Source organism: uncultured Stenotrophomonas sp. (genome assembly GCF_945952405.1).
Taxonomy (GTDB): domain Bacteria; phylum Pseudomonadota; class Gammaproteobacteria; order Xanthomonadales; family Xanthomonadaceae; genus Stenotrophomonas.
Genome location: NZ_CAMFIA010000012.1, coordinates 1 through 18,058 on the forward strand (window position 1 = coordinate 1; position 18,058 = coordinate 18,058).

Sequence of the window (18,058 nt, forward strand, 5' to 3'; positions counted from 1 at the left end):
AGCACTACCTTGACATGGTAGGGGTCACAGGTTCGAACCCTGTACCGCCCACCACCTGGCTCCCGGCATTGCCGGTGCAGCGGTGGATCACGATGAAAGCCGGCCCTGGGCCGGCTTTTTTCGTTTGCGGTGGCGGATGCCATCCGCGGGTCAGCGCTGCGCGACCCACGCGTCGATGCTGACCATGCGCTGCAGCCGCCAGTGACCATCCACCCGTTCCCAGACCTGGACGAAACGTACCGGGCCTGCCGGTTGCGCCTGGCCGTCGTGTGGCAGGCGTTGCTGGCCCAGGCGCAGCACGCGGTCCTGGCGCAGCCGGTACAGCTGCAGGCCTGTCGGCTCCGCTGCGCGGTCCAGTGCCGGCTGCGCGCCGGCGTGCCCGGCATCCGCCTGCAGGATCTGGCTGCGCAGGGCAGCATCCGCGCCGTCGGCATCAGCGCCGAACCAGCCAGCGCACAACAGCAGCAGGGCAAGCATCGGCATGGCACGGTGCTCCGGAGAAGGGAGTCCAGCGTGGCACTGCCTCCTGCGGGGTGAAACCGGTATGCGACGAAAGCCGCTAATGCGTGCGCCAAGGCGGTCCGGGAAGGATGAATCCGGGGGCGCAGGTGCCGGACCGCCGCTGCGGGCGGTCCGGCGTGCAGGCCACTGCGGGGTGGCCGTGCATTGCCGCAGCGCTGGATCAATGCCGCGGCGGGGTGAGCCGGTCAGCGGAGGCTGTCTCCGCTACGGCTTCGATCACAGCGGATCGCAGCAGATCCGCGGGCCGCTCCAGTGGCCGGATCCGCCGTACGGGCAGCCGGGGGTGTATTCGCAGCCCGGCGCGAAACCGGTCTGTACCGGCTTGGCGAAGGCCTGTGCAGCACCGAACGACAGCGCGGCGACGACGACGGCACCGGCGATGGACGAGAACAGCTTCTTCTTACCGATCATGCGTGGCTCCTTCAGATGTGGGAATGCACTGCAATGGCCGTTTGCGGGACGGCGCGGTCGGGATCAGTTCGGCTGGCAGCAGATGCGCGTGCCACCGACCCTGCCGTTGCCGCCGAACACGCAGCCCGGGGTATAGCTGCAACCGGGTGCGAAGCCGGCCTTGGCCGGGGTGGCAAAGGCCTGGGACGCGCCGAACGACAGCGCGGCAACAACGACGATACCGGCGACGGACGAAAGCACCTTCTTTCCGATCATGTGTATCTCCTTGGGTTGGCGTTGTGGTGTTGCAGTTGCCGAAGGCACCGGAGTGCCGGTTGTGGCGCGAATGCGGTATTGGTGGATGCGGGCCTGCAGGGCCACGCGCTGCGTCAGGGCAATGCGATGCCCGGCGCCAGTGACTTCATGGCGGCCTGCACGACCTGCTCATCGAGCTGGCCGACGTGCTTGTAGGCCACGCTGCCATCGGTGGCCAGCACCATCAGCATGGGCGTGACCGTGGCGCGGTAACGCCTGGATGCATCGCCTTCGCTGTCGATGGCGATCGGGAAACGCAGGTCATGCTTGCCGGCGTAGCCGGCCAGTTCCTCATAGGGAGGAAGCCCGACCCCGACCAGTTCGCTGGCCCCGCGCGCTGCGGCGATTTCCTGCAGCTGCGGCATCGAGGCCAGGCAGTAGCGGCAGGCGGTGGAGAAGAAGTACAGGACCTGGGGAGCGCTGCGCACGCCGCCGATCATCACGTTGGCCTGCTGCGTGGTTTTCAGCGCCAGGGTTTCGGGCAGCGTGCCGAGTGCAAGGCCATGCGCCTCATGCTGCATGTCCTGCAGCCGGCTGGCCATCTGTTCGTTGATCTGCCGGAGCTGGCGGTTCTGCCATCCCAGCGCGATGATCAGCGCGGACAGCAGCAGGGCGACAACAGGGAACAGCACGCGCTTGAGCATCGATCATCCTTGAACGCAGCGTTGACCTGAACATACCCGAACTGGCGCGCGGGTTGTTAAGCAAATGTTCGCCACGCCGCCACTGATGGCGCGCCTGTACTAGAGTGGCAACTGCGCAGGCAGGCGTGCGCACTTTCCAGCCACCACCAGGATCACTCCCGATGAGCGACCATGTTCCGGTTTCCCGGCCCAATCCCTTCTTCGAACTGCTGTTCGGCGGCAACATGCTGGAGGGCACGTTCAAGGCCGTGATCTGGGTGGCCATCCTGGCCGTGGTGCTGGCCTGGACCACGCTGGGCTGAGCCGCGACGCCGGGCTACAGCACCTCAGCATGCGCTGGAATGACCTGCGATCAGGCGCTGAAGGCCTGGCGCAGGCTGCGCAGCGTTGCCTGGCGGGTTTCCCTCGCATTTGCTTCGCCCATTTCCAGTTCCTGCAGGCGCAGCCCCACCAGGGTCATCGACAGCGCGTAGCCGCGCGCCGCGTCGGCGACGCGCGAAAGGCCCAGGGCGCGGCGCGCCAGGGCATTGACGTGCTCCAGATCAGGCATCAGGCCCAGATAGGCGCGTTCGGCGCTGTCCAGGTCGGGTGCGCGCAGGATCGCGTGGGCTTCGGAAGTGGGGGAGACGGAGGCCATGTGGGGTGTCCTTGTCCGTAACGGGCGCTCGCTCAGAACGAGCGCATCAGGGAAACGAAGGCCGACGACTGCGTGCCACGTCGTGCCATCGGGCTGTCCTTCACTGCGTCGCCGAACCACTGGTTGGCGACCACGCCGGTTGCACGCCATCGGGGACCCAGCGGCGTGCTGACCGCGATCTGCAGGCTCGGTGACGTGGTGCTGCCCGGGCGGTAGGCCGCCAGCCCGGAGCGCTGCGCTTCTTCATCGCTGATGCCGTAGTAGTAATCGAGCAGGCGTGCGCTGGAATGCACCACCCCCACCCGCGGCAGCCAGGTGAAGCGGCCGGCCTGGATCGGATAGCTGTAGTGCAGGCGCGACTCGATGCCGCCGCCGTGGCCGGTGACCTCACGCATCACGCTGGCCTCGACGATGCCCCAGTCCGCGCTGTACTCGGCGTTGATGCCGGCCATGGCCGACAGCTGGCGGCTGTGCAGGCGACGCAGCTGCGGATCATTCACGTCATCGGTCTTGAAGCGCAGGGTGTAGGGCGTGACGGCGGCGGACAGCCGCAGGCCTTCGCCCTTGTACAGGTACATGCCCAGCGAGCCGGGGCTGGCGAAGAAGCGCTGGCCCTGCCAGGAAATGGCCGGCACCACCAACGGCTTGACGTCGTAATGTGCGTACGCGCCGGACGTTGCGCCTGCGCTGATGCCAGCCTGCACGCCCGGGCTGCGCTCGGCGGCCTGGGCGATCAACGGCAGGCCGATGGCAGCGGAGAACAGCAACGGGCGCAGCAGGGTCGGGGACAACGACGGCATCGATCAGCCACTTTGCGGGGGTTGGCTGGGCATGGTGCGGGTCCAACATTGTCAGAACATTGCGCCGCGGCGATCGGCACGCAAAGGCGCCATGATCAGGCGCCAGGCACTATGATCGGCACCGTTTCCGGTAGCCGAGCCCCCGATGCGCATCCTCCTGGTCGAAGACGATCCCGATCTTTCCCGTGCCCTGCAATCGGGCCTGGAGCGCCAGGGCGTGGTCGCCGACGTGGTCGGCAGCCTGTCGGAAGCGGCGATCGCGCTGCGCGAACCGGTGCACCAGCTGATGCTGCTCGACCGCCAGTTGCCCGATGGCGATGGCGCGGCATTCGTCGCCACCGCGCGCGCACTGCGCCCGAATCTGGCGGTGATCATGCTCACCGCCAAAGGCACGCTGTCGGACAAGGTCGAGGGACTCGATGTCGGCGCCGACGACTACCTGGTCAAGCCGGTGGCGATCGAGGAGCTGATGGCGCGCATCCGTGCCGTATCGCGGCGGCCATCGGCGATGGTGACACCGCGCCTGCAGCTGGGCCGGCTGGCGTTCGATTTCGAATCGCTGCAGGCGCAGGTGGATGGCCAGCCGTTGGCGCTGCCGCGCCGGCAGGTGCTGGTGCTGCAGGCGCTGGCGATGCGGCAGGGGCGCACGGTCACCCGCAGTGCGCTGGAGGCGGCGGTGTATGGCTTCGACGATGAGATCCAGTCCAATGCGCTCGACGCGCATATCTCCAAGCTGCGCAAGGCGCTGCAGCAGGCCGGTGCCGGCGTGGAGATCCATGTGATCCGCGGCGTCGGCTACCTGCTGGCGGAGGCCTGAGATGGCGCGCCCGATCCGATCCATCACGCTGGGGCTGGCCTGGCGCCTGTTCCTGGCGCAGGCGTTCACCGTGCTGTTCGCGGTGGTCGCGCTGATCCTGACCTGGGGCGACAAGGACTCCTGGGGCATGGACATGTTCGTTGCCGAAGCGGTGGCCAAGGCGGTCCACAGCGAGGGCGGCCGGCTGGTGCTGGACCAGGCGCGCTGGGACAGGCTCGACGCCGGCGCCGGTGGCAACCTCTGGTTCGCCGCGGTCGACGACAAGGGTGTGTGGCTGGAGCGCGGCACGATTCCGGCGATCCATGCACCGCTGCTGGCGCGGTTGCCGACCCTGGGAGCGACCGAACTCGGTTCGCTGGTGCCGCCGTACCTGGACGTGGCGCGGGTGATGATCCGCAACGAGGATGGACGGCGCATCACGGTGATGGTGGGTGGCGCACCGAAGGGCGGACTGCTGGACGGCGCGCTGATGGTGCTGCGCCTGATCGGGTTGTGGTTCTTCCTGCCATTGATGGTGGTCACGCTGCTGGTGATGCCGACCGTGATCCATCGCGCGATGCGCGGCGTGCGTCGTTCCGCGCAGCAGGCCAAGGAGCTGGACATCGGCCAGCCCGGGGCGCGCCTGGATGCGCAGCTGGTGTCGACCGAGGTCGCGCCGCTGGTGGAAGCGTTCAACGATGCGATCGACAAGGTGCAGCAGGGCTATGCGGCGCGTGACAAGTTCCTCGCCGACGCCGCGCACGAACTGCGCGTGCCGATCGCGGTGGTGCAGGCGCGCCTGTCGCAGCTGCCGCAGGGCGAGCTCAAGTCGCAGCTGCTGACCGACGTTGCGCGGCTGGGCAATGTTGCCGAGCACCTGCTCGACCTGCAGCGGCTTGACCGCAATGTCGGTGCCCTGCAGCGGTTGGACCTGGCACTGCTGGTGCGCGAGGCCGCCGCCGAGCTGGCCCCGCTGGTGGTCGGCGCCGGATATGGTTTCGAAGTCGACGCACCGGAGGCGCCGGTGTGGATCCACGGCGACAGCCTGGCGCTGGGGCGGGTGATCGCCAACCTGGTGCACAACGCCATCGTCCACGGCGGCGGGCGCGGCACCATCTGCGTACGCCTGGATGCACGTGGCCTGCTGGAAGTCAGTGACCAGGGCGCCGGTATTCCGGTGGGTGACCGCGAGGCGATCTTCGAGCCCTTCCACCGCCTGCGCGCGGCCGGCAGCGGCAGTGGCCTGGGGCTGCATCTGGTGAAGGAGATCGTGCAGCACCACGGCGGCTCGGTCAGCGTCGGCGAGGCTGCCGGGGGCGGCGCCAGCTTCCGGGTCAATTTCCACCGCGGTACCGTCAGGCGCTGACAGCCACGTGCGGAAACCGCCGATAGGCAGCCTGCCGCGGCTGGCGGCAGGCTGCAGCAATGGTCGCCGAACGAACCTTTCCGCCGCTGCTCGGTGCGGGCTGCGCCGCTGGGCTGGTGCTGGGCGCGCTGGCCTGCGTGCAGATGCCGGTGCTGCTGCCGCTGTGGCTGTGCGCGCCGTTGGCGGTTGCCGCCGCCGCCGGCTGGCTGCGGCGCTGGCGGGGCCGGGTCGCGGCAGCGGCGCTGTTCGGCGTGGCGTGGGCGGCGCTGCATGGGCAGTGGGCGCTGCACCGGCAGCTGCCGGCGGGTACGCCGGCGCAGGTGGTGCAGGTGCGCGGCAAGGTGATCGATCTTCCGCGCCACGGCCCGCGCCATACCCGGTTCGAACTGCAGGTTGACCAGGCCGAGGCGCTGCCCTCATTGCGCGGCAAGCGCCTGCAGGTGACCTGGAATGACTCCTGGCGTGGCCCGCCGATGCGCGGCACCGAGCGTGCACGCCGTGCGCTGCGTGCCGGCGCGCACTGGCAGCTGTCATTGCGTGTGCGGGCGCCACGCTCGCGGATCAATCCCGGCGGCTTCGATGGCGAGCGCCACGCCCTGGTGCGGGGCCTCTCCGGCACGGGCACGGTGCATGAACCGCAGCATGCGCGCGAGTGGCAGCCGGCGCGGGGCCTGCTGGCCTGGCGCGAACGCAGCAGCGAAGCGATTGCCACGCAGGTGGCGCATCCGGCGGCGCGCTTCGTGCAGGCGCTGGCGCTGGGGGATACCCGCGGCCTGTCCGACACCGACTGGGAACACCTGCGCGCGCTGGGCCTGACCCACCTGGTGGCGATTTCGGGTTTCCACGTGGGCGTCGTTGCCGGATTCGGCGTGCTGCTGTGCCGCCTGGCGTGGGCGTTGTGCCCGGTACTGGGCCGGTACTGGCCACGCCCGCAGGCGGCGGCCTGGGCCGCGGCGCTGGTTGGCGCGACCTATGCGATGGTGGCCGGCAGTGCGCTGCCGACGGTACGTGCAGCGCTGATGATCGCGCTGGTGGCCGTGGCGCGTAGCGGACGCCGCGCGGTCGGTGCGGGGCAGGGGCTGGCACTGGCCGCGATGGCGATGCTGTTGCCGGCGCCGCTGTCGGTGCTGTCGGCCGGCTTCTGGCTCAGCTTTGCCGGCGTGCTGTGGTTGCTGTGGTGCCTGCCGCGCAGCGGGCCGGAAGGCATTGGCGGCGGCCTGCGGGGCCTGCTGGCCGCGCAGGGGGTGGCCAGTCTCGGCCTGCTGCCGCTGTGCGTGGTCCTGTTCGGCGGCACCGCGCGGCTGGGGCCGCTGGTCAATCTGCCGGTCATCCCGTACTGGACGCTGCTGGTGGTGCCGCTGTCGCTGCTCGGTACTGCGCTGCACGCCCTGCATGAGGGCGCTGGCGGCTGGGCGTGGCGCGCTGCGGCCGCGCTGTTCGAGTCCAGCTGGCAGGTCCTGCAGCCGCTGGCGCAGCACCCGCAGGCGATGTGGTGGCTGGCCGAGGCGCCGGGCTGGGCGCTGCCGGCGGCGCTGCTGGGGGTGGCCTGGTGGCTGCTGCCACGCGGCGCCGGAGGCGGCCTGGCCGGCCTGCTGTTATGCCTGCCGCTGCTGTGGCCGGCCCGGCAGGGGCCCGCCGAAGGCGAGCTGGAGCTGCTGGTGCACGATGTCGGCCAGGGCACGGCGGTATTACTGCGCACCGCGCGGCACGCGCTCTGGTACGACGTCGGGCCGCCGACCGGGGGCGACGGCAACGAACGGATCCTGCTCCCGGCCCTGCGCGCGCTGGGTCAGTCGCCACCGCAGCAGGTGATGTTCAGCCATGACCACCTTGACCACACCGGCAGCCTGCCCGGTCTGCGCCGGCAGCTGCCCGGGCTGCGGCTGCTGGCGCCACCCGGCAGTGCCATTGCTGGCGCGGCCGCGTGCCAGCAGGGGATGCGCTGGCGCTGGGACGGTGTCGACTTCCAGGTGCTGCATCCGGCGCCGGACCGCGGCCCGGCCGACAACGAGGACAGCTGCGTGCTGCGCGTCGCCAGCCGCCACGGGGTGGTGCTGCTGCCCGGTGACATCGGTCGAGCGACCGAGCAGGTGTTGCTGCAGGCCGCGGTGGCCACGCTGAAGGCCGATGTGGTGCTGGTGCCGCACCACGGCAGCGGCGGCAGCTCCAGCGCGCCATGGGTGGCGGCGGTGGCGCCGCGGCTGGCGGTGGTCTCGGCCGGGCACGGCAACCGTTTTGGCCATCCACGCCAGGACGTGGTCCAGCGCTGGCGGGCGCAAGGGGCCGAGGTGCTGGCCACGGCGGATTCCGGGGCAATCCGCGTATGGCTTGGCGCACAAGGGCTGCAGCTGCGTGAACAGCGTATCCACGCATCCCGGTGGTGGGATGCCGCTGGGCGGGCACGGTCGGCTGCTATCCTATCGCCGATCGAACAAGCGGCCGTTGGGCCGGAGGGTTGAAACGTGTGGGAACTGGTCAAGGCCGGTGGCTGGCCGATGGTGCCGCTGCTGCTGTTGGGCGTACTGGCTTTGGCGATCATCCTGGAGCGTTTCTGGTCCCTGCGGCGTACGGAAGTGCTGCCGCCCGGCCTCGGCCAGGAAGTGCGCAACTGGGCCGCACGCGGCAAGCTTGACCCGGCCCACCTGCAGACCCTGCGTTCCAATTCGCCGCTGGGCGCGCTGCTGGCAGCCGCGCTGGAAGCGCGCAACCGCCCGCGTGACCAGATGCGCGAGCGCATCGAAGACACCGGCCGCCACCTGGTGCACCGCATGGAGCGTTTCCTCAACGCACTGGGCACGATCGCCTCGGCGGGTCCGCTGCTGGGCCTGCTCGGCACGGTGATCGGCATGATCCAGATGTTCCTGGGCATCCTCGACCACGGCGTGGGCGACGTGAACCAGCTGGCCGGCGGCATCGGCAAGGCGCTGGTGTGTACCGCCACCGGCATGATCGTGGCGATCCCGGCACTGATGTTCCATCGCTACTTCAAGGGGCGTATCCACGGCTACGTGGTCGAGATGGAGCAGGAGGCCAGCGCCTTGCTGGATACGCTCGACGGTCGCCCCGGGGTGATGAACCCGGCGCCGGCCGCGCGTGCTGCCGGCGCCGCCACGGCGAAGGCCTGATCGATGCGTATCGGCAATGACCGATCCCAGGATGAGCCGCATATCGATCTGGTGCCGCTGATCGACGTCATCCTGGTGCTGATCATCTTCTTCGTGGTCACCACCACCTTCGACGCGCGCTCGACGCTGCAGGTGCAGCTGCCCACCGCCAGCCAGCAGCAGACCAACGAGCCGCCGCGCTCGCTGAGCGTGTTGATCAACGCCGAAGGCCGCTATTTCATCAATGACCAGGAAGTGCTGCGCAGCGACGTGGAGTCGGTCAAGCAGACCATCGCCGCGGTCGCTGGCAGTGATCGCGAGCAGACCGTGCTGCTGCGTGCCGACGCGCGCACCCCCTACCAGGCCGTGGTGACCGCGCAGGACGCGCTGGGTCAGCTCGGCTTCCGCCGTATTGCCATTGCAACTGCACCCGAGGTGCGTCCATGAGTTCCAATCACGCGCCGGTGTGGCCGATCTACAAACGACTGCTGGGGTACACCCGCGCCTACTGGGTGTTCATGGTGGCTGCGGTGATCGCGATGGTGGTCGAAGCCCTGGCCGGCTACCACTTCACCAAGCTGATGGAACCGCTGGTCAACCGCGGTTTCGTCAATCCGGAACCGCGCATGGCGGTGATCCTGCCGCTGACCATCCTCGGCCTGTTCCTGATGCGCAGCCTCGCCACCTGGGTCAGCGACTATGCGCTGGCCAAGACCGGCCGCAGCGTGGTGCGCGACCTGCGCGAGCAGGTGCTGGCCAAGTACCTGCACCTGCCGTCCTCGCATTTCGATACCGAAGCGACGCCGGTGATGGTCAGCCGCCTGAACTTCGACACCGAGCAGGTCACCCAGGCCAGTGCCGATGCCCTCAAGACCGTGGTGGCCGACACCCTGACCATCATCGCGATGCTGGCGGTGATGCTGCAGATGAGCGTCAAGGTCACCGTTGCGATGCTGGTGGTGGTGCCGCTGATCGGCGTGATCGTGTCCTATGTGGGCAAGCGCTACCGGCGCATCAGCCGCGGCATCCAGGACGGCATGGGCTCGATGGCGCAGACCGCCGAGCAGTCGCTGGCCGCGCAGCAGGAAGTGAAGGTGCATGGCACCCAGCAGCATGAGATCTCGCGCTACTCGCGCCTGGCCAACCGCATGCTGTCGCTGAACATGAAGGTGGAAGTCACCCGTGCCGCCGCGTCCAGCGTGGTCCAGTTCCTGGCAGCGCTGGCGCTGGCGGTCATCGTCTGGGTGTCGACCCGTGAAGCGCTGGCCGGCCGCCTCAATGCCGGCCAGTTCATGGGCCTGATGACCTCGATGATGGCGATCATTCCTTCGCTGCGGCGCCTGACCAGCGTGCAGACCTCGATCTCGCGCGGCGTGGCCGCCGCCGAGCGCCTGTTCGGCATCCTCGACATGCCGGTCGAGCGTGACCAAGGCCGTACCACGGTGCAGCGCGTGCGGGGCGAACTGGCCTTCGACCACGTGATGCTGCGTTACCGCGAGGACAGCGGCATCGCCCTGGACGACATCAGCTTCGTGGCCCGGCCCGGTACCGTCACCGCGATTGTCGGCCGTTCCGGCAGCGGCAAGACCAGCCTGATCCGGCTGGTGCCGCGCTTCTACGAGCCCAGTGGCGGGCGCATCACCCTCGATGGCGTCGCGCTGGACGACTATCCGCTGGCCGACCTGCGCCGCCAGGTGGCAATGGTCGGGCAGAAGGTCATGCTGTTCGATGACACCATCGCCGCCAACATCGCCTACGGCATGGACGCCAGCGACGAGCAGATCCGCGCGGCCGCTGAAGCGGCCAATGCATGGGAGTTCATCGCACGCATGCCGCAGCAGCTGCAGACCCCGGTCGGCGAGAACGGTGCGCTGCTGTCCGGCGGCCAGCGCCAGCGCCTGGCGATCGCCCGCGCGATCCTGCGTGACGCGCCGATCCTGATCCTCGACGAGGCCACCGCCGCACTGGACAACGAGTCCGAGCGGCTGGTGCAGGATGCGCTGCAGCGCCTGATGCCCGAGCGCACCACGCTGGTCATCGCGCACCGCCTGTCGACCATCGAGCACGCCGACCTGGTGCTGGTGATGGACCACGGCCGCATCGTCGAACGCGGTACCCACAAGGAGCTGCTCGCCATGGGCGGCCTGTACCAGCATCTGCACAGCATGCAGTTCCGCGAAAGGCAGGACTGATGGCCGGCAAGGGTACCCAGACCCCGCCATACTGGTACGACGGCAGCCCGGTTCCGTGGGCGATGCGCCTGCTGGCGCCGCTGTACGCCGGCGTCACCGCGCTGCGCCGGCGTGCCTACCGGCGTGGCTGGCGCAAGCACTACACGTTGCCGGTGCCGGTCATCGTGGTCGGCAACATCACCGCCGGTGGTACCGGCAAGACGCCGTTGACCATTGCCCTGGTCGAGCGCCTGCGTGCGGCCGGCTGGAAGCCGGGCGTCGCCAGCCGTGGCTATGGCCGCGAGGATGCCGACACGCCGTTGTGGGTGCAGGCCGATACGCCGACCGCCAAGGGCGGCGACGAACCGGTCCTGATCGCATGGAAGACCGGTGTGCCGGTGCGCGTCGACCGCGACCGCGTCGCTGCCGGCAGGGCGCTGATCGAGGCCGGCTGCGATGTGATCGTCTGCGATGACGGCCTGCAGCACTACCGGCTGGCGCGCGACATCGAGATCGAGGTGGTCGATGCCCAGCGTCGCTACGGCAACGGCCGGATGATTCCGGCCGGGCCGCTGCGCGAGCCGGTCAGCCGTGCCAGTGACTGCGATTTCCGCGTGGTCAACCTTGGCCAGGCCGACGAGGCCGCCGCCGCGCAGGCCTGCGGATTCGGCCAGTGGCCGATGGCCCTGCACATCGACAACGCGCAGCCGCTGGCCGGCGGCCGTGCGCGCCCGCTTGCGTACTTCAAGGGCCAGCGCGTGCACGCGGTGGCCGGCATCGCCCACCCGCAGCGCTTCTTCGACATGCTGCGCGCGCGCGGCATCGGCGTGGTGCCGCATGCCTTTGCCGACCATCAGGCCTACCAGCCGCAGGACCTGTCCTTCGGCAGCCAGCTGCCGGTGCTGATGACCGAGAAGGACGCGGTGAAATGCCGCGCCTTCGGCAACGACTGGCATTACGCGGTGCCGCTGCGCGCCGAACTGCCGGCGGCGTTCTGGGTGGCGTTGACCGATCGGCTGGACAAGCTGAGACCGAACTGAGTGGCGCGGCGGCGCTTGCATTCAGCGGGCGCCGACCGCATTCCCGTTGCAATGAGCCTGCCGAGTACCGCCTGCATGACTGAATTCGTCGTCGCCATTCCGGCCCGCTACGCCGCCTCGCGGCTGCCGGGCAAGCCGCTGCGCCTGCTGGGCGGTGAACCCCTGGTCCTGCACGTGGCGCGCCGCGCGCTGCAGGCGGGCGCCGGCGAGGTCTGGGTTGCCACCGATGATCAGCGCATCGCCGATGCGCTGTCCGGGCTGGCCGAAGTGAAGGTGGCGATGACCGCCGCCTCGCACGCGTCCGGCACCGACCGCCTGGCCGAATGCGCACGCATTGCCGGCTGGGCTGACGATACCGTGGTGGTCAATCTGCAGGGCGATGAGCCGTTCGCACCGGCCGCCGGCATCCGCGCGGTGGCCGAGGCACTGGTCGGCGGCAGCGCACCGATGTCGACCCTGGCCACCCTGGTCGAGGATGCGCACACGCTGTTCGACCCGAACGTGGTCAAGCTGGTGCGCAACGTACGCAACGAGGCGATGTATTTCAGCCGAGCGCCGATCGCCTGGCACCGCGATGGCTTCGCGCGCAGCCGCGATACGCTGCCGGACGGCCACGCCTGGCTGCGCCATATCGGCATCTACGGCTATCGCGCCGGTTTCCTGCAGCAGTTCGCGGCGATGCCGCCGGGCCAGCTGGAGCAGGTCGAGTCGCTGGAACAGCTGCGCGTGCTGGAGGCCGGCTACCCGATCAGCGTGGCGATCTCGCCGCAACCGTTCCCGCCGGGCATCGACACCCCCGAGGATCTCGAGCGCGCCGAAGCACTGCTGCAGGCGATGGCCACGCGATGAAGCTGCTGGTCGTCTGCCTCGGCAACATCTGCCGTTCGCCGATGGCCGAAGGCGCGCTGCGCGCACGCCTGGAGGCATCGCCGCTGGCGGGTCGGGTGCAGGTCGATTCGGCCGGCACCGGCGACTGGCATGTGGGTGAAGCCCCGGACCGGCGCGCGATCGCCTGCGCCGCAGGGCATGGCGTGGACATCGCAGGCCTGCGCGCGCGCCAGCTGCAGGCCGCGGATTTCGACCGGTTCGACTGGATCCTGTGCGCTGACGAAGCCAACCTGCGGGATGCCGCGCGCCTGGCGACGCCGGGCCGCCGCGAGCGGTTGGCGCTGTACCTGCCGTGGTCGGGCGGGGAAGGGCCGGTGGCGATCCCGGATCCCTATACCGGCGGCAGCGATCACTTCGAACAGGTCTGGTCGCTGGTCGACGCTGCTGCAGAACGTGCAGTGGCACGACTGTTGCATGACGCCGACTCCGGCATAATCGGGTCATGAACGTCCAGCCCGTCCCGGACCTGCCCGAGTTCGCCACCTGGCTCAATGCCGCCCCCTGCACGCTGACCGAACTGCGCGGTCGGCCGGTGGCGCTGTTGTTCGTCAACGCCGCCTCCGCGTGGAGTGCGCAGCGCCTGGCCGAGTTCGGCCAATGGCTGTCGCGCCATCCCGGCAAGCTGCAGCCGCTGGTGCTGCAGGTGCCGCGTTTCGATTTCGAGCGTGATGCCGGTGCCGCACTGAAACTGCTGCGGCGCCAGGGCCTGTCGATGCCGGTGCTGCTCGATGCGGACTGGGACGGCTGGCGTCGCTTCGGCATCACCGCCTGGCCGACCCTGGTGCTGCTCGATGCACAGGGCCGTGAGCAGCAGCGCCTGGTCGGGCTGGGCGCGCCCGGTGAGCTGGAGCGTGCCCTGAACGCCCTGTGCGAGGGCGCGCCGTCGGCGCCATCGCGCGGCGGCACCGAGCTGCATCCGGAGCCGCGCCAGCCGCTGCGCTTCCCGCTCGGCCTGGCGGTCAGCACCGAACGCCTGTATATCGCCGACAGCGGCCACCACCGCATCCTCGAATGCAGCCATGGCGGCCGCATCCTGCGCCAGTTCGGGCTGGGCACCGCCGATTTCATGGACGGCAACCTCGCCGAGGCCGCCTTCCACCGCCCGCAGGCGCTGGTGCTGGAGCGGGAGTCGCTGTACGTGGCCGACACCGGCAACCATGCCGTGCGTCGCATCAACCTGCTGACCGGCATGGTCGATACCCTGTGCGGCAACGGCCGCCCGGGTGCGCCGGTGGAAGGCCCGGTCGCGCAGGCACGGCAGGTATCGCTGGACCATCCGGTCGGCCTGGCCATTGCCGACAACCAGCTGCACATCGCCATGGCCGGCGACAACCGCATCTGGAGCTATCACCTCGGCCAGCGCAGCCTGCAGTGGCGCGCCGGCAGCGGTGCCATCGACGAGCGCGACGGCAGCGGCCATCTGGCCGCGTTCGCGCAACCCTCGGCGTTGGCCGTGGTGCAGCAGGTGCTGTACGTGGCCGATGCGCTGGGCTCCTCGATCCGGGCGCTGCAGTTGCGCGGAGACCTGGTGCAGACCCTGGTCGGGCAGGGGCCGTGGCGTTTCGGCAGCGAAGACGGCCCGCGTGCGCAGGCCAGCCTGCAGTTTCCGCAGGCGATCGCGCTGAGCCCGGATGCCCCGCTGCTGTGGATCGCCGATAGCGGCAACGGCCGCCTGCGCACGCTGCGCCTGGGCGGCGGTGAACTGACGACGCAGTCGCTGCCGCGCCGCCTGCATGGCCCGGCCGGGCTGGCGGTGGGAGCCGGTGCGGTGTGGATCGCCGAGACCGACGCCCATGCCGTGCTGCGCCTCGACCCCGACAGTGGCGTGCTCAGCGAAGTGCCGATCAGCGAATGACCGACGTTCCCGCCCCGGCCTTCGATGGCAAGGCCTTCGCGGCCCAGCTCAGCACCGCACCCGGCGTGTACCGCATGTATGCCGCCGACGACACCCTGTTGTACGTAGGCAAGGCGCGCGCGCTGCGCAACCGTGTCGGCAGCTACTTCAACGGCAGCCCGAAGAACGCCCGGATCATGTCGATGATCTCGCAGATCGCGCGCATGGACGTGACGGTCACGCGCTCGGAAGCGGAAGCGTTGCTGCTGGAAAACCAGCTGATCAAGTCGCTGTCGCCGCGATACAACGTGTCACTGCGCGACGACAAGACCTATCCGCATGTGCTGCTGACCCGCGAGGACTGGCCGCGCATCGCACTGCATCGCGGTCCGCGAGCCATTCCAGGGCGCTATTTCGGGCCGTATCCCGGGGTCACCGCGGTACGCGAAACGCTGAACCTGATGCACAAGCTGTTCAAGCTGCGCAGCTGCGAGGACAGCGTGTTCCGCAATCGCTCGCGGCCCTGCCTGCAGTACCAGATCGGTCGCTGCAGCGCGCCCTGCGTGGAGCTGGTGCCGGCACCGGAGTATGCCGAATCGGTGCGCCGTGCCGCGCTGTTCCTGGAGGGCAAGAGCGACGAGCTGACCCGCGAGCTGGGCGAGCAGATGCAGGCCGCCAGTGAAGCGCTGGAATTCGAGCAGGCCGCCCGCCTGCGCGACCTGATCTCCTCGCTGCGCAGCATGCAGACCCGGCAGTACGTGGATGGCCGCGCCGCCGACCTGGACGTGCTGGCGGTGGCCATGCAGGGCTCGCAGGCCTGCGTGCTGCTGCTGGCGTTCCGTGATGGCCGCAACCTCGGCACCCGCCCGTTCTTCCCGCGCACCAATGGCGAAGACAGCGCGGAGGAGGTGCTGGCCGCATTCGTCTCGCAGTACTACATCGAGTTCGAACCCCCCCGCGAGATCCTGCTCGACCGCGAGATTCCCGATGCCGACCTGCTGGTTGCCGCGCTGTCGGCCTCGGCCGAGCGCAAGGTGCAGCTGAAGTGGAATGTGCGCGGGGAGCGTGCCGGTTACGTGGAACTGGCCAGCCGCAACGCGCAGCTGACCCTGGCCACCGAACTCAACAGCCGCAACGCGCAGCACGCGCGCAGTGACGCCCTGCGCGAGATGCTCGGCCTGGCCGAGCCGGTCAAGCGGGTCGAATGCTTCGACATCAGCCATACCCTGGGCGAGGCCACCGTGGCCTCGTGCGTGGTGTTCGACGCCGCCGGCCCGGTGCGTGCGCAGTACCGCCGCTTCAACATCAGCGGCATCGAGCCGGGCGATGACTATGCCGCCATGCGCCAGGCGATCGACCGCCGCTTCCGCCGTGCGGTGGAAGAGCAGGGCGTGCTGCCGGACGTGCTGCTGATCGATGGTGGCGCCGGCCAGCTGGCGCAGGCCCAGGCCGCGCTGGCCGACCTCGGCGTGGAGGGCGTGCTGCTGGTGGGCGTGGCCAAGGGCGTGGAGCGCCGCGCCGGGCACGAAGCGCTGGTGATGCCGGATGGCCGCGAACTGCGCCCGGGCGCGGCCAATCCCGCGCTGCAGTTCATCCAGCAGGTGCGTGACGAGGCGCACCGCTTCGCCATCACCGGCCATCGCGGCCGTCGCCAGAAGGCGCGGATGACCAGCAAGCTGGAGGATATCCCCGGCATCGGCCCGCGCCGGCGCGCCAGCTTGCTCAAGCATTTCGGCGGGCTGGTCGGCCTGAAGGCCGCCGGTGAAGCGGAAATCGCCAAGGTGGAAGGCATCAATGACGCCCTTGCGGCACGTATCTACGCTAACCTGCACGGGTTGGCCACGCCTGATGCGGCCGAGTAGAGAGAGAAGCACGCAAGCATGAAGTTGACCCTGCCCACCTGGCTGACGTTGTTGCGGATCGTGATGATCCCGGTGCTGGTGCTGGTGTTCTACCTGCCCTACACCTGGACCAACTTCGCATCGGCGGCGATCTTCGGCCTGGCCGCAATCACCGACTGGCTCGATGGCTGGATCGCACGCCGTTACCAGCTGGAGTCGGCCTTCGGCGCCTTCCTCGACCCGGTCGCGGACAAGCTGATGGTGGCGGTGGCGCTGTTCCTGATCGTGCAGGGCCACCCCACACCGTGGATGGCGTTCTGGGCGGCGGTCATCGTTGGACGTGAGATCGCGGTGTCGGCGCTGCGCGAGTGGATGGCCGAACTGGGCCAGCGTGCCAAGGTGCGGGTGGCGATGATCGGCAAGGTCAAGACCACGGCACAGATGGTCGCGCTGCTCTGCCTGCTGTATTCGGTGGCACCGAACGTGCCGGTCGAAGATATCTGGATGGGCTGGCCGGTGTTCCACATCGGCGACTGGACGCTGGCGATCGCCGCGGTGCTGACCCTGTGGTCGGGCCTGCAGTACCTGCATGCGGCCTGGCCGAGCCTGCGCGATGACGAGCGCGCCGCGCGCGAGCGTGCGCGGCAGAAGAAGCTGGGCAACGGCTGAGCCGATCGATGTGCCCATCCACGCATGGCGTGGATCTACTGCATGGCCGGGGTCAGATCCCTTTCCGCAGGAAAGCATGACCGGGGTCGGATCCCTTTCCGCAGGAAAGCATGACCAGGGTCGGATCCCTTTCCGCAGGAAAGCATGACCGGGGTCGGATCCTTTCCGCAGGAAAGCATGACCAGGGTCAGATCCCTTTCCGCAGGAAAGCATGACCAGGGTCAGATCCCTTTCCGCAGGAAAGCATGACCGGGGTCGGGTCCCTTTCCGCAGGAAAGCATGACCAGGGTCAGATCCCTTTCCGCAGGAAAGGGCTCTGACCCCATCAAGGAAAAAAGCGCTTGACGCGATTTCCAGAATAGGTAGAATTTCGCCTCCCAAGCGGGAATAGCTCAGTTGGTAGAGCGCAACCTTGCCAAGGTTGAGGTCGCGAGTTCGAGTCTCGTTTCCCGCTCCAGATTCAAGAAGAACGCTCCCGCAAGGGGGCGTTTTTCGTTTGCACGCAGTGCTCCGCGCGACGGTTCGATGCTGCATCAACAGGGCGCCCCCGCCGGGAGGCGGCCGCGCAGGCAAGGTGAAAATTCCTGTTGACGCGGTGAAGCAATATCGACACAATAGCGCTCCTTCGACGCAGGTCGAACGAAATCTGCGGGAATAGCTCAGTTGGTAGAGCGCAACCTTGCCAAGGTTGAGGTCGCGAGTTCGAGTCTCGTTTCCCGCTCCAGATTCAAGAAAAACGCTCCCGCAAGGGGGCGTTTTTCGTTTATCCCGAAGGGACGGCCGGGGCACGCCGCGGTCGTGCCACGGTATCTTCATGGCCGGCGTGATATCAGTGGCCCTCGGGTTCGACGGGTGAACCCCGTGTCGCAATCGGAATGGTGGGTGCCGTCGGTCGTGGGGACGACCGCAGGCGCGGTGTGTGGGGGAGGGCGGCAACCGTGGGCAATGGCCTGCGCGTCGGATCAGCGTTCCGTGTGTCGCACGCAGTGAAAGGCTGGCGAAAGGCCAACACCATCGTTGCCTGAACCGCATGCGTGTTGT

19 protein-coding genes and 2 tRNA genes are annotated in these 18,058 nt (G+C 68.9%); 15 read left to right on the top strand and 6 right to left on the bottom strand.

Features of this window, described 5'->3' with window-relative positions; all coding sequences use genetic code 11:
• Positions 1 to 150: 150 nt before the first annotated feature.
• From Q0P60_RS13180 to Q0P60_RS13195, 4 genes are all read right to left on the bottom strand, one after another.
• Entirely contained in the window at positions 151 to 483 is a 333-nt protein-coding gene (locus Q0P60_RS13180; protein WP_294994026.1) for a hypothetical protein, read from the bottom strand.
• Between the two features lie 255 nt (positions 484 to 738).
• Positions 739 to 933, bottom strand: coding sequence for a hypothetical protein (locus Q0P60_RS13185; protein ID WP_294994029.1), 195 nt, complete (start codon positions 931 to 933; stop codon positions 739 to 741).
• 63 nt (positions 934 to 996) lie between these two features.
• Positions 997 to 1,188: a hypothetical protein gene (locus Q0P60_RS13190; RefSeq protein ID WP_294994032.1), complete on the bottom strand. Its 192-nt coding sequence runs from the start codon at positions 1,186 to 1,188 to the stop codon at positions 997 to 999.
• Between the two features lie 113 nt (positions 1,189 to 1,301).
• Positions 1,302 to 1,871: a TlpA disulfide reductase family protein gene (locus tag Q0P60_RS13195; RefSeq protein WP_294994034.1), complete on the bottom strand. Its 570-nt coding sequence runs from the start codon at positions 1,869 to 1,871 to the stop codon at positions 1,302 to 1,304.
• A gap of 161 nt (positions 1,872 to 2,032) precedes the next feature.
• Between Q0P60_RS13195 and Q0P60_RS13200 the strand changes: the two genes are divergently transcribed.
• Positions 2,033 to 2,173 (top strand): hypothetical protein, encoded by a 141-nt coding sequence (locus tag Q0P60_RS13200; protein ID WP_294994037.1) that lies wholly within the window; start codon positions 2,033 to 2,035, stop codon positions 2,171 to 2,173.
• Between the two features lie 50 nt (positions 2,174 to 2,223).
• On the opposite strand, the gene Q0P60_RS13205 is transcribed toward Q0P60_RS13200, so the two are convergent.
• The gene (locus Q0P60_RS13205; protein ID WP_294994040.1) at positions 2,224 to 2,508 is read right to left on the bottom strand and encodes a hypothetical protein; all 285 of its coding nucleotides are present in this window, start codon (positions 2,506 to 2,508) and stop codon (positions 2,224 to 2,226) included.
• A 32-nt stretch (positions 2,509 to 2,540) separates the two neighbouring features.
• Positions 2,541 to 3,308, bottom strand: a complete 768-nt coding sequence (locus Q0P60_RS13210) for a MipA/OmpV family protein (protein ID WP_294994043.1) — start codon at positions 3,306 to 3,308, stop codon at positions 2,541 to 2,543.
• Between the two features lie 145 nt (positions 3,309 to 3,453).
• On the opposite strand from Q0P60_RS13210, the gene Q0P60_RS13215 reads away from it, so the two are divergent.
• The 14 genes from Q0P60_RS13215 to Q0P60_RS13280 all read left to right on the top strand — a co-directional run bounded on the left by Q0P60_RS13215 (position 3,454) and on the right by Q0P60_RS13280 (position 17,741).
• Complete coding sequence (locus Q0P60_RS13215) at positions 3,454 to 4,125, top strand: response regulator transcription factor (protein ID WP_294994046.1); 672 nt, start codon at positions 3,454 to 3,456, stop codon at positions 4,123 to 4,125.
• A 1-nt stretch (position 4,126) separates the two neighbouring features.
• Positions 4,127 to 5,470 (top strand): HAMP domain-containing sensor histidine kinase, encoded by a 1,344-nt coding sequence (locus Q0P60_RS13220; RefSeq protein WP_294994049.1) that lies wholly within the window; start codon positions 4,127 to 4,129, stop codon positions 5,468 to 5,470.
• Between the two features lie 59 nt (positions 5,471 to 5,529).
• The gene (locus Q0P60_RS13225) at positions 5,530 to 7,929 is read left to right on the top strand and encodes a DNA internalization-related competence protein ComEC/Rec2 (RefSeq protein ID WP_294994052.1); all 2,400 of its coding nucleotides are present in this window, start codon (positions 5,530 to 5,532) and stop codon (positions 7,927 to 7,929) included.
• 3 nt (positions 7,930 to 7,932) lie between these two features.
• A complete protein-coding gene (locus tag Q0P60_RS13230; protein ID WP_294994055.1) occupies positions 7,933 to 8,595 on the top strand; it encodes a MotA/TolQ/ExbB proton channel family protein in 663 nt (220 codons plus the stop codon).
• A gap of 3 nt (positions 8,596 to 8,598) precedes the next feature.
• Positions 8,599 to 9,021: a biopolymer transporter ExbD gene (locus Q0P60_RS13235; RefSeq protein ID WP_004152323.1), complete on the top strand. Its 423-nt coding sequence runs from the start codon at positions 8,599 to 8,601 to the stop codon at positions 9,019 to 9,021.
• Entirely contained in the window at positions 9,018 to 10,766 is a 1,749-nt protein-coding gene (gene msbA / locus Q0P60_RS13240) for a lipid A export permease/ATP-binding protein MsbA (RefSeq protein WP_294994059.1), read from the top strand. The genes Q0P60_RS13235 and msbA overlap by 4 nt, the downstream gene beginning before the upstream one ends.
• On the top strand, positions 10,766 to 11,785 hold the full coding sequence (gene lpxK / locus Q0P60_RS13245; RefSeq protein ID WP_294994062.1) for a tetraacyldisaccharide 4'-kinase: 1,020 nt from the start codon (positions 10,766 to 10,768) through the stop codon (positions 11,783 to 11,785). The genes msbA and lpxK overlap by 1 nt, the downstream gene beginning before the upstream one ends.
• Positions 11,786 to 11,860: 75 nt before the next feature.
• A complete protein-coding gene (gene kdsB / locus Q0P60_RS13250; RefSeq protein ID WP_294994065.1) occupies positions 11,861 to 12,634 on the top strand; it encodes a 3-deoxy-manno-octulosonate cytidylyltransferase in 774 nt (257 codons plus the stop codon).
• Complete coding sequence (locus Q0P60_RS13255; RefSeq protein WP_294994068.1) at positions 12,631 to 13,119, top strand: low molecular weight protein-tyrosine-phosphatase; 489 nt, start codon at positions 12,631 to 12,633, stop codon at positions 13,117 to 13,119. Before kdsB ends, Q0P60_RS13255 begins: the two co-directional genes overlap by 4 nt.
• Positions 13,116 to 14,528: a hypothetical protein gene (locus Q0P60_RS13260; RefSeq protein ID WP_294994072.1), complete on the top strand. Its 1,413-nt coding sequence runs from the start codon at positions 13,116 to 13,118 to the stop codon at positions 14,526 to 14,528. The genes Q0P60_RS13255 and Q0P60_RS13260 overlap by 4 nt, the downstream gene beginning before the upstream one ends.
• Entirely contained in the window at positions 14,525 to 16,369 is a 1,845-nt protein-coding gene (gene uvrC / locus Q0P60_RS13265) for an excinuclease ABC subunit UvrC (RefSeq protein WP_294994076.1), read from the top strand. The genes Q0P60_RS13260 and uvrC overlap by 4 nt, the downstream gene beginning before the upstream one ends.
• Before the next feature lie 18 nt (positions 16,370 to 16,387).
• The gene (pgsA, locus tag Q0P60_RS13270; protein WP_294994079.1) at positions 16,388 to 17,017 is read left to right on the top strand and encodes a CDP-diacylglycerol--glycerol-3-phosphate 3-phosphatidyltransferase; all 630 of its coding nucleotides are present in this window, start codon (positions 16,388 to 16,390) and stop codon (positions 17,015 to 17,017) included.
• A gap of 381 nt (positions 17,018 to 17,398) precedes the next feature.
• A tRNA-Gly gene (locus tag Q0P60_RS13275) sits at positions 17,399 to 17,474 on the top strand.
• Between the two features lie 191 nt (positions 17,475 to 17,665).
• A tRNA-Gly gene (locus Q0P60_RS13280) sits at positions 17,666 to 17,741 on the top strand.
• Positions 17,742 to 18,058: the final 317 nt, after the last annotated feature.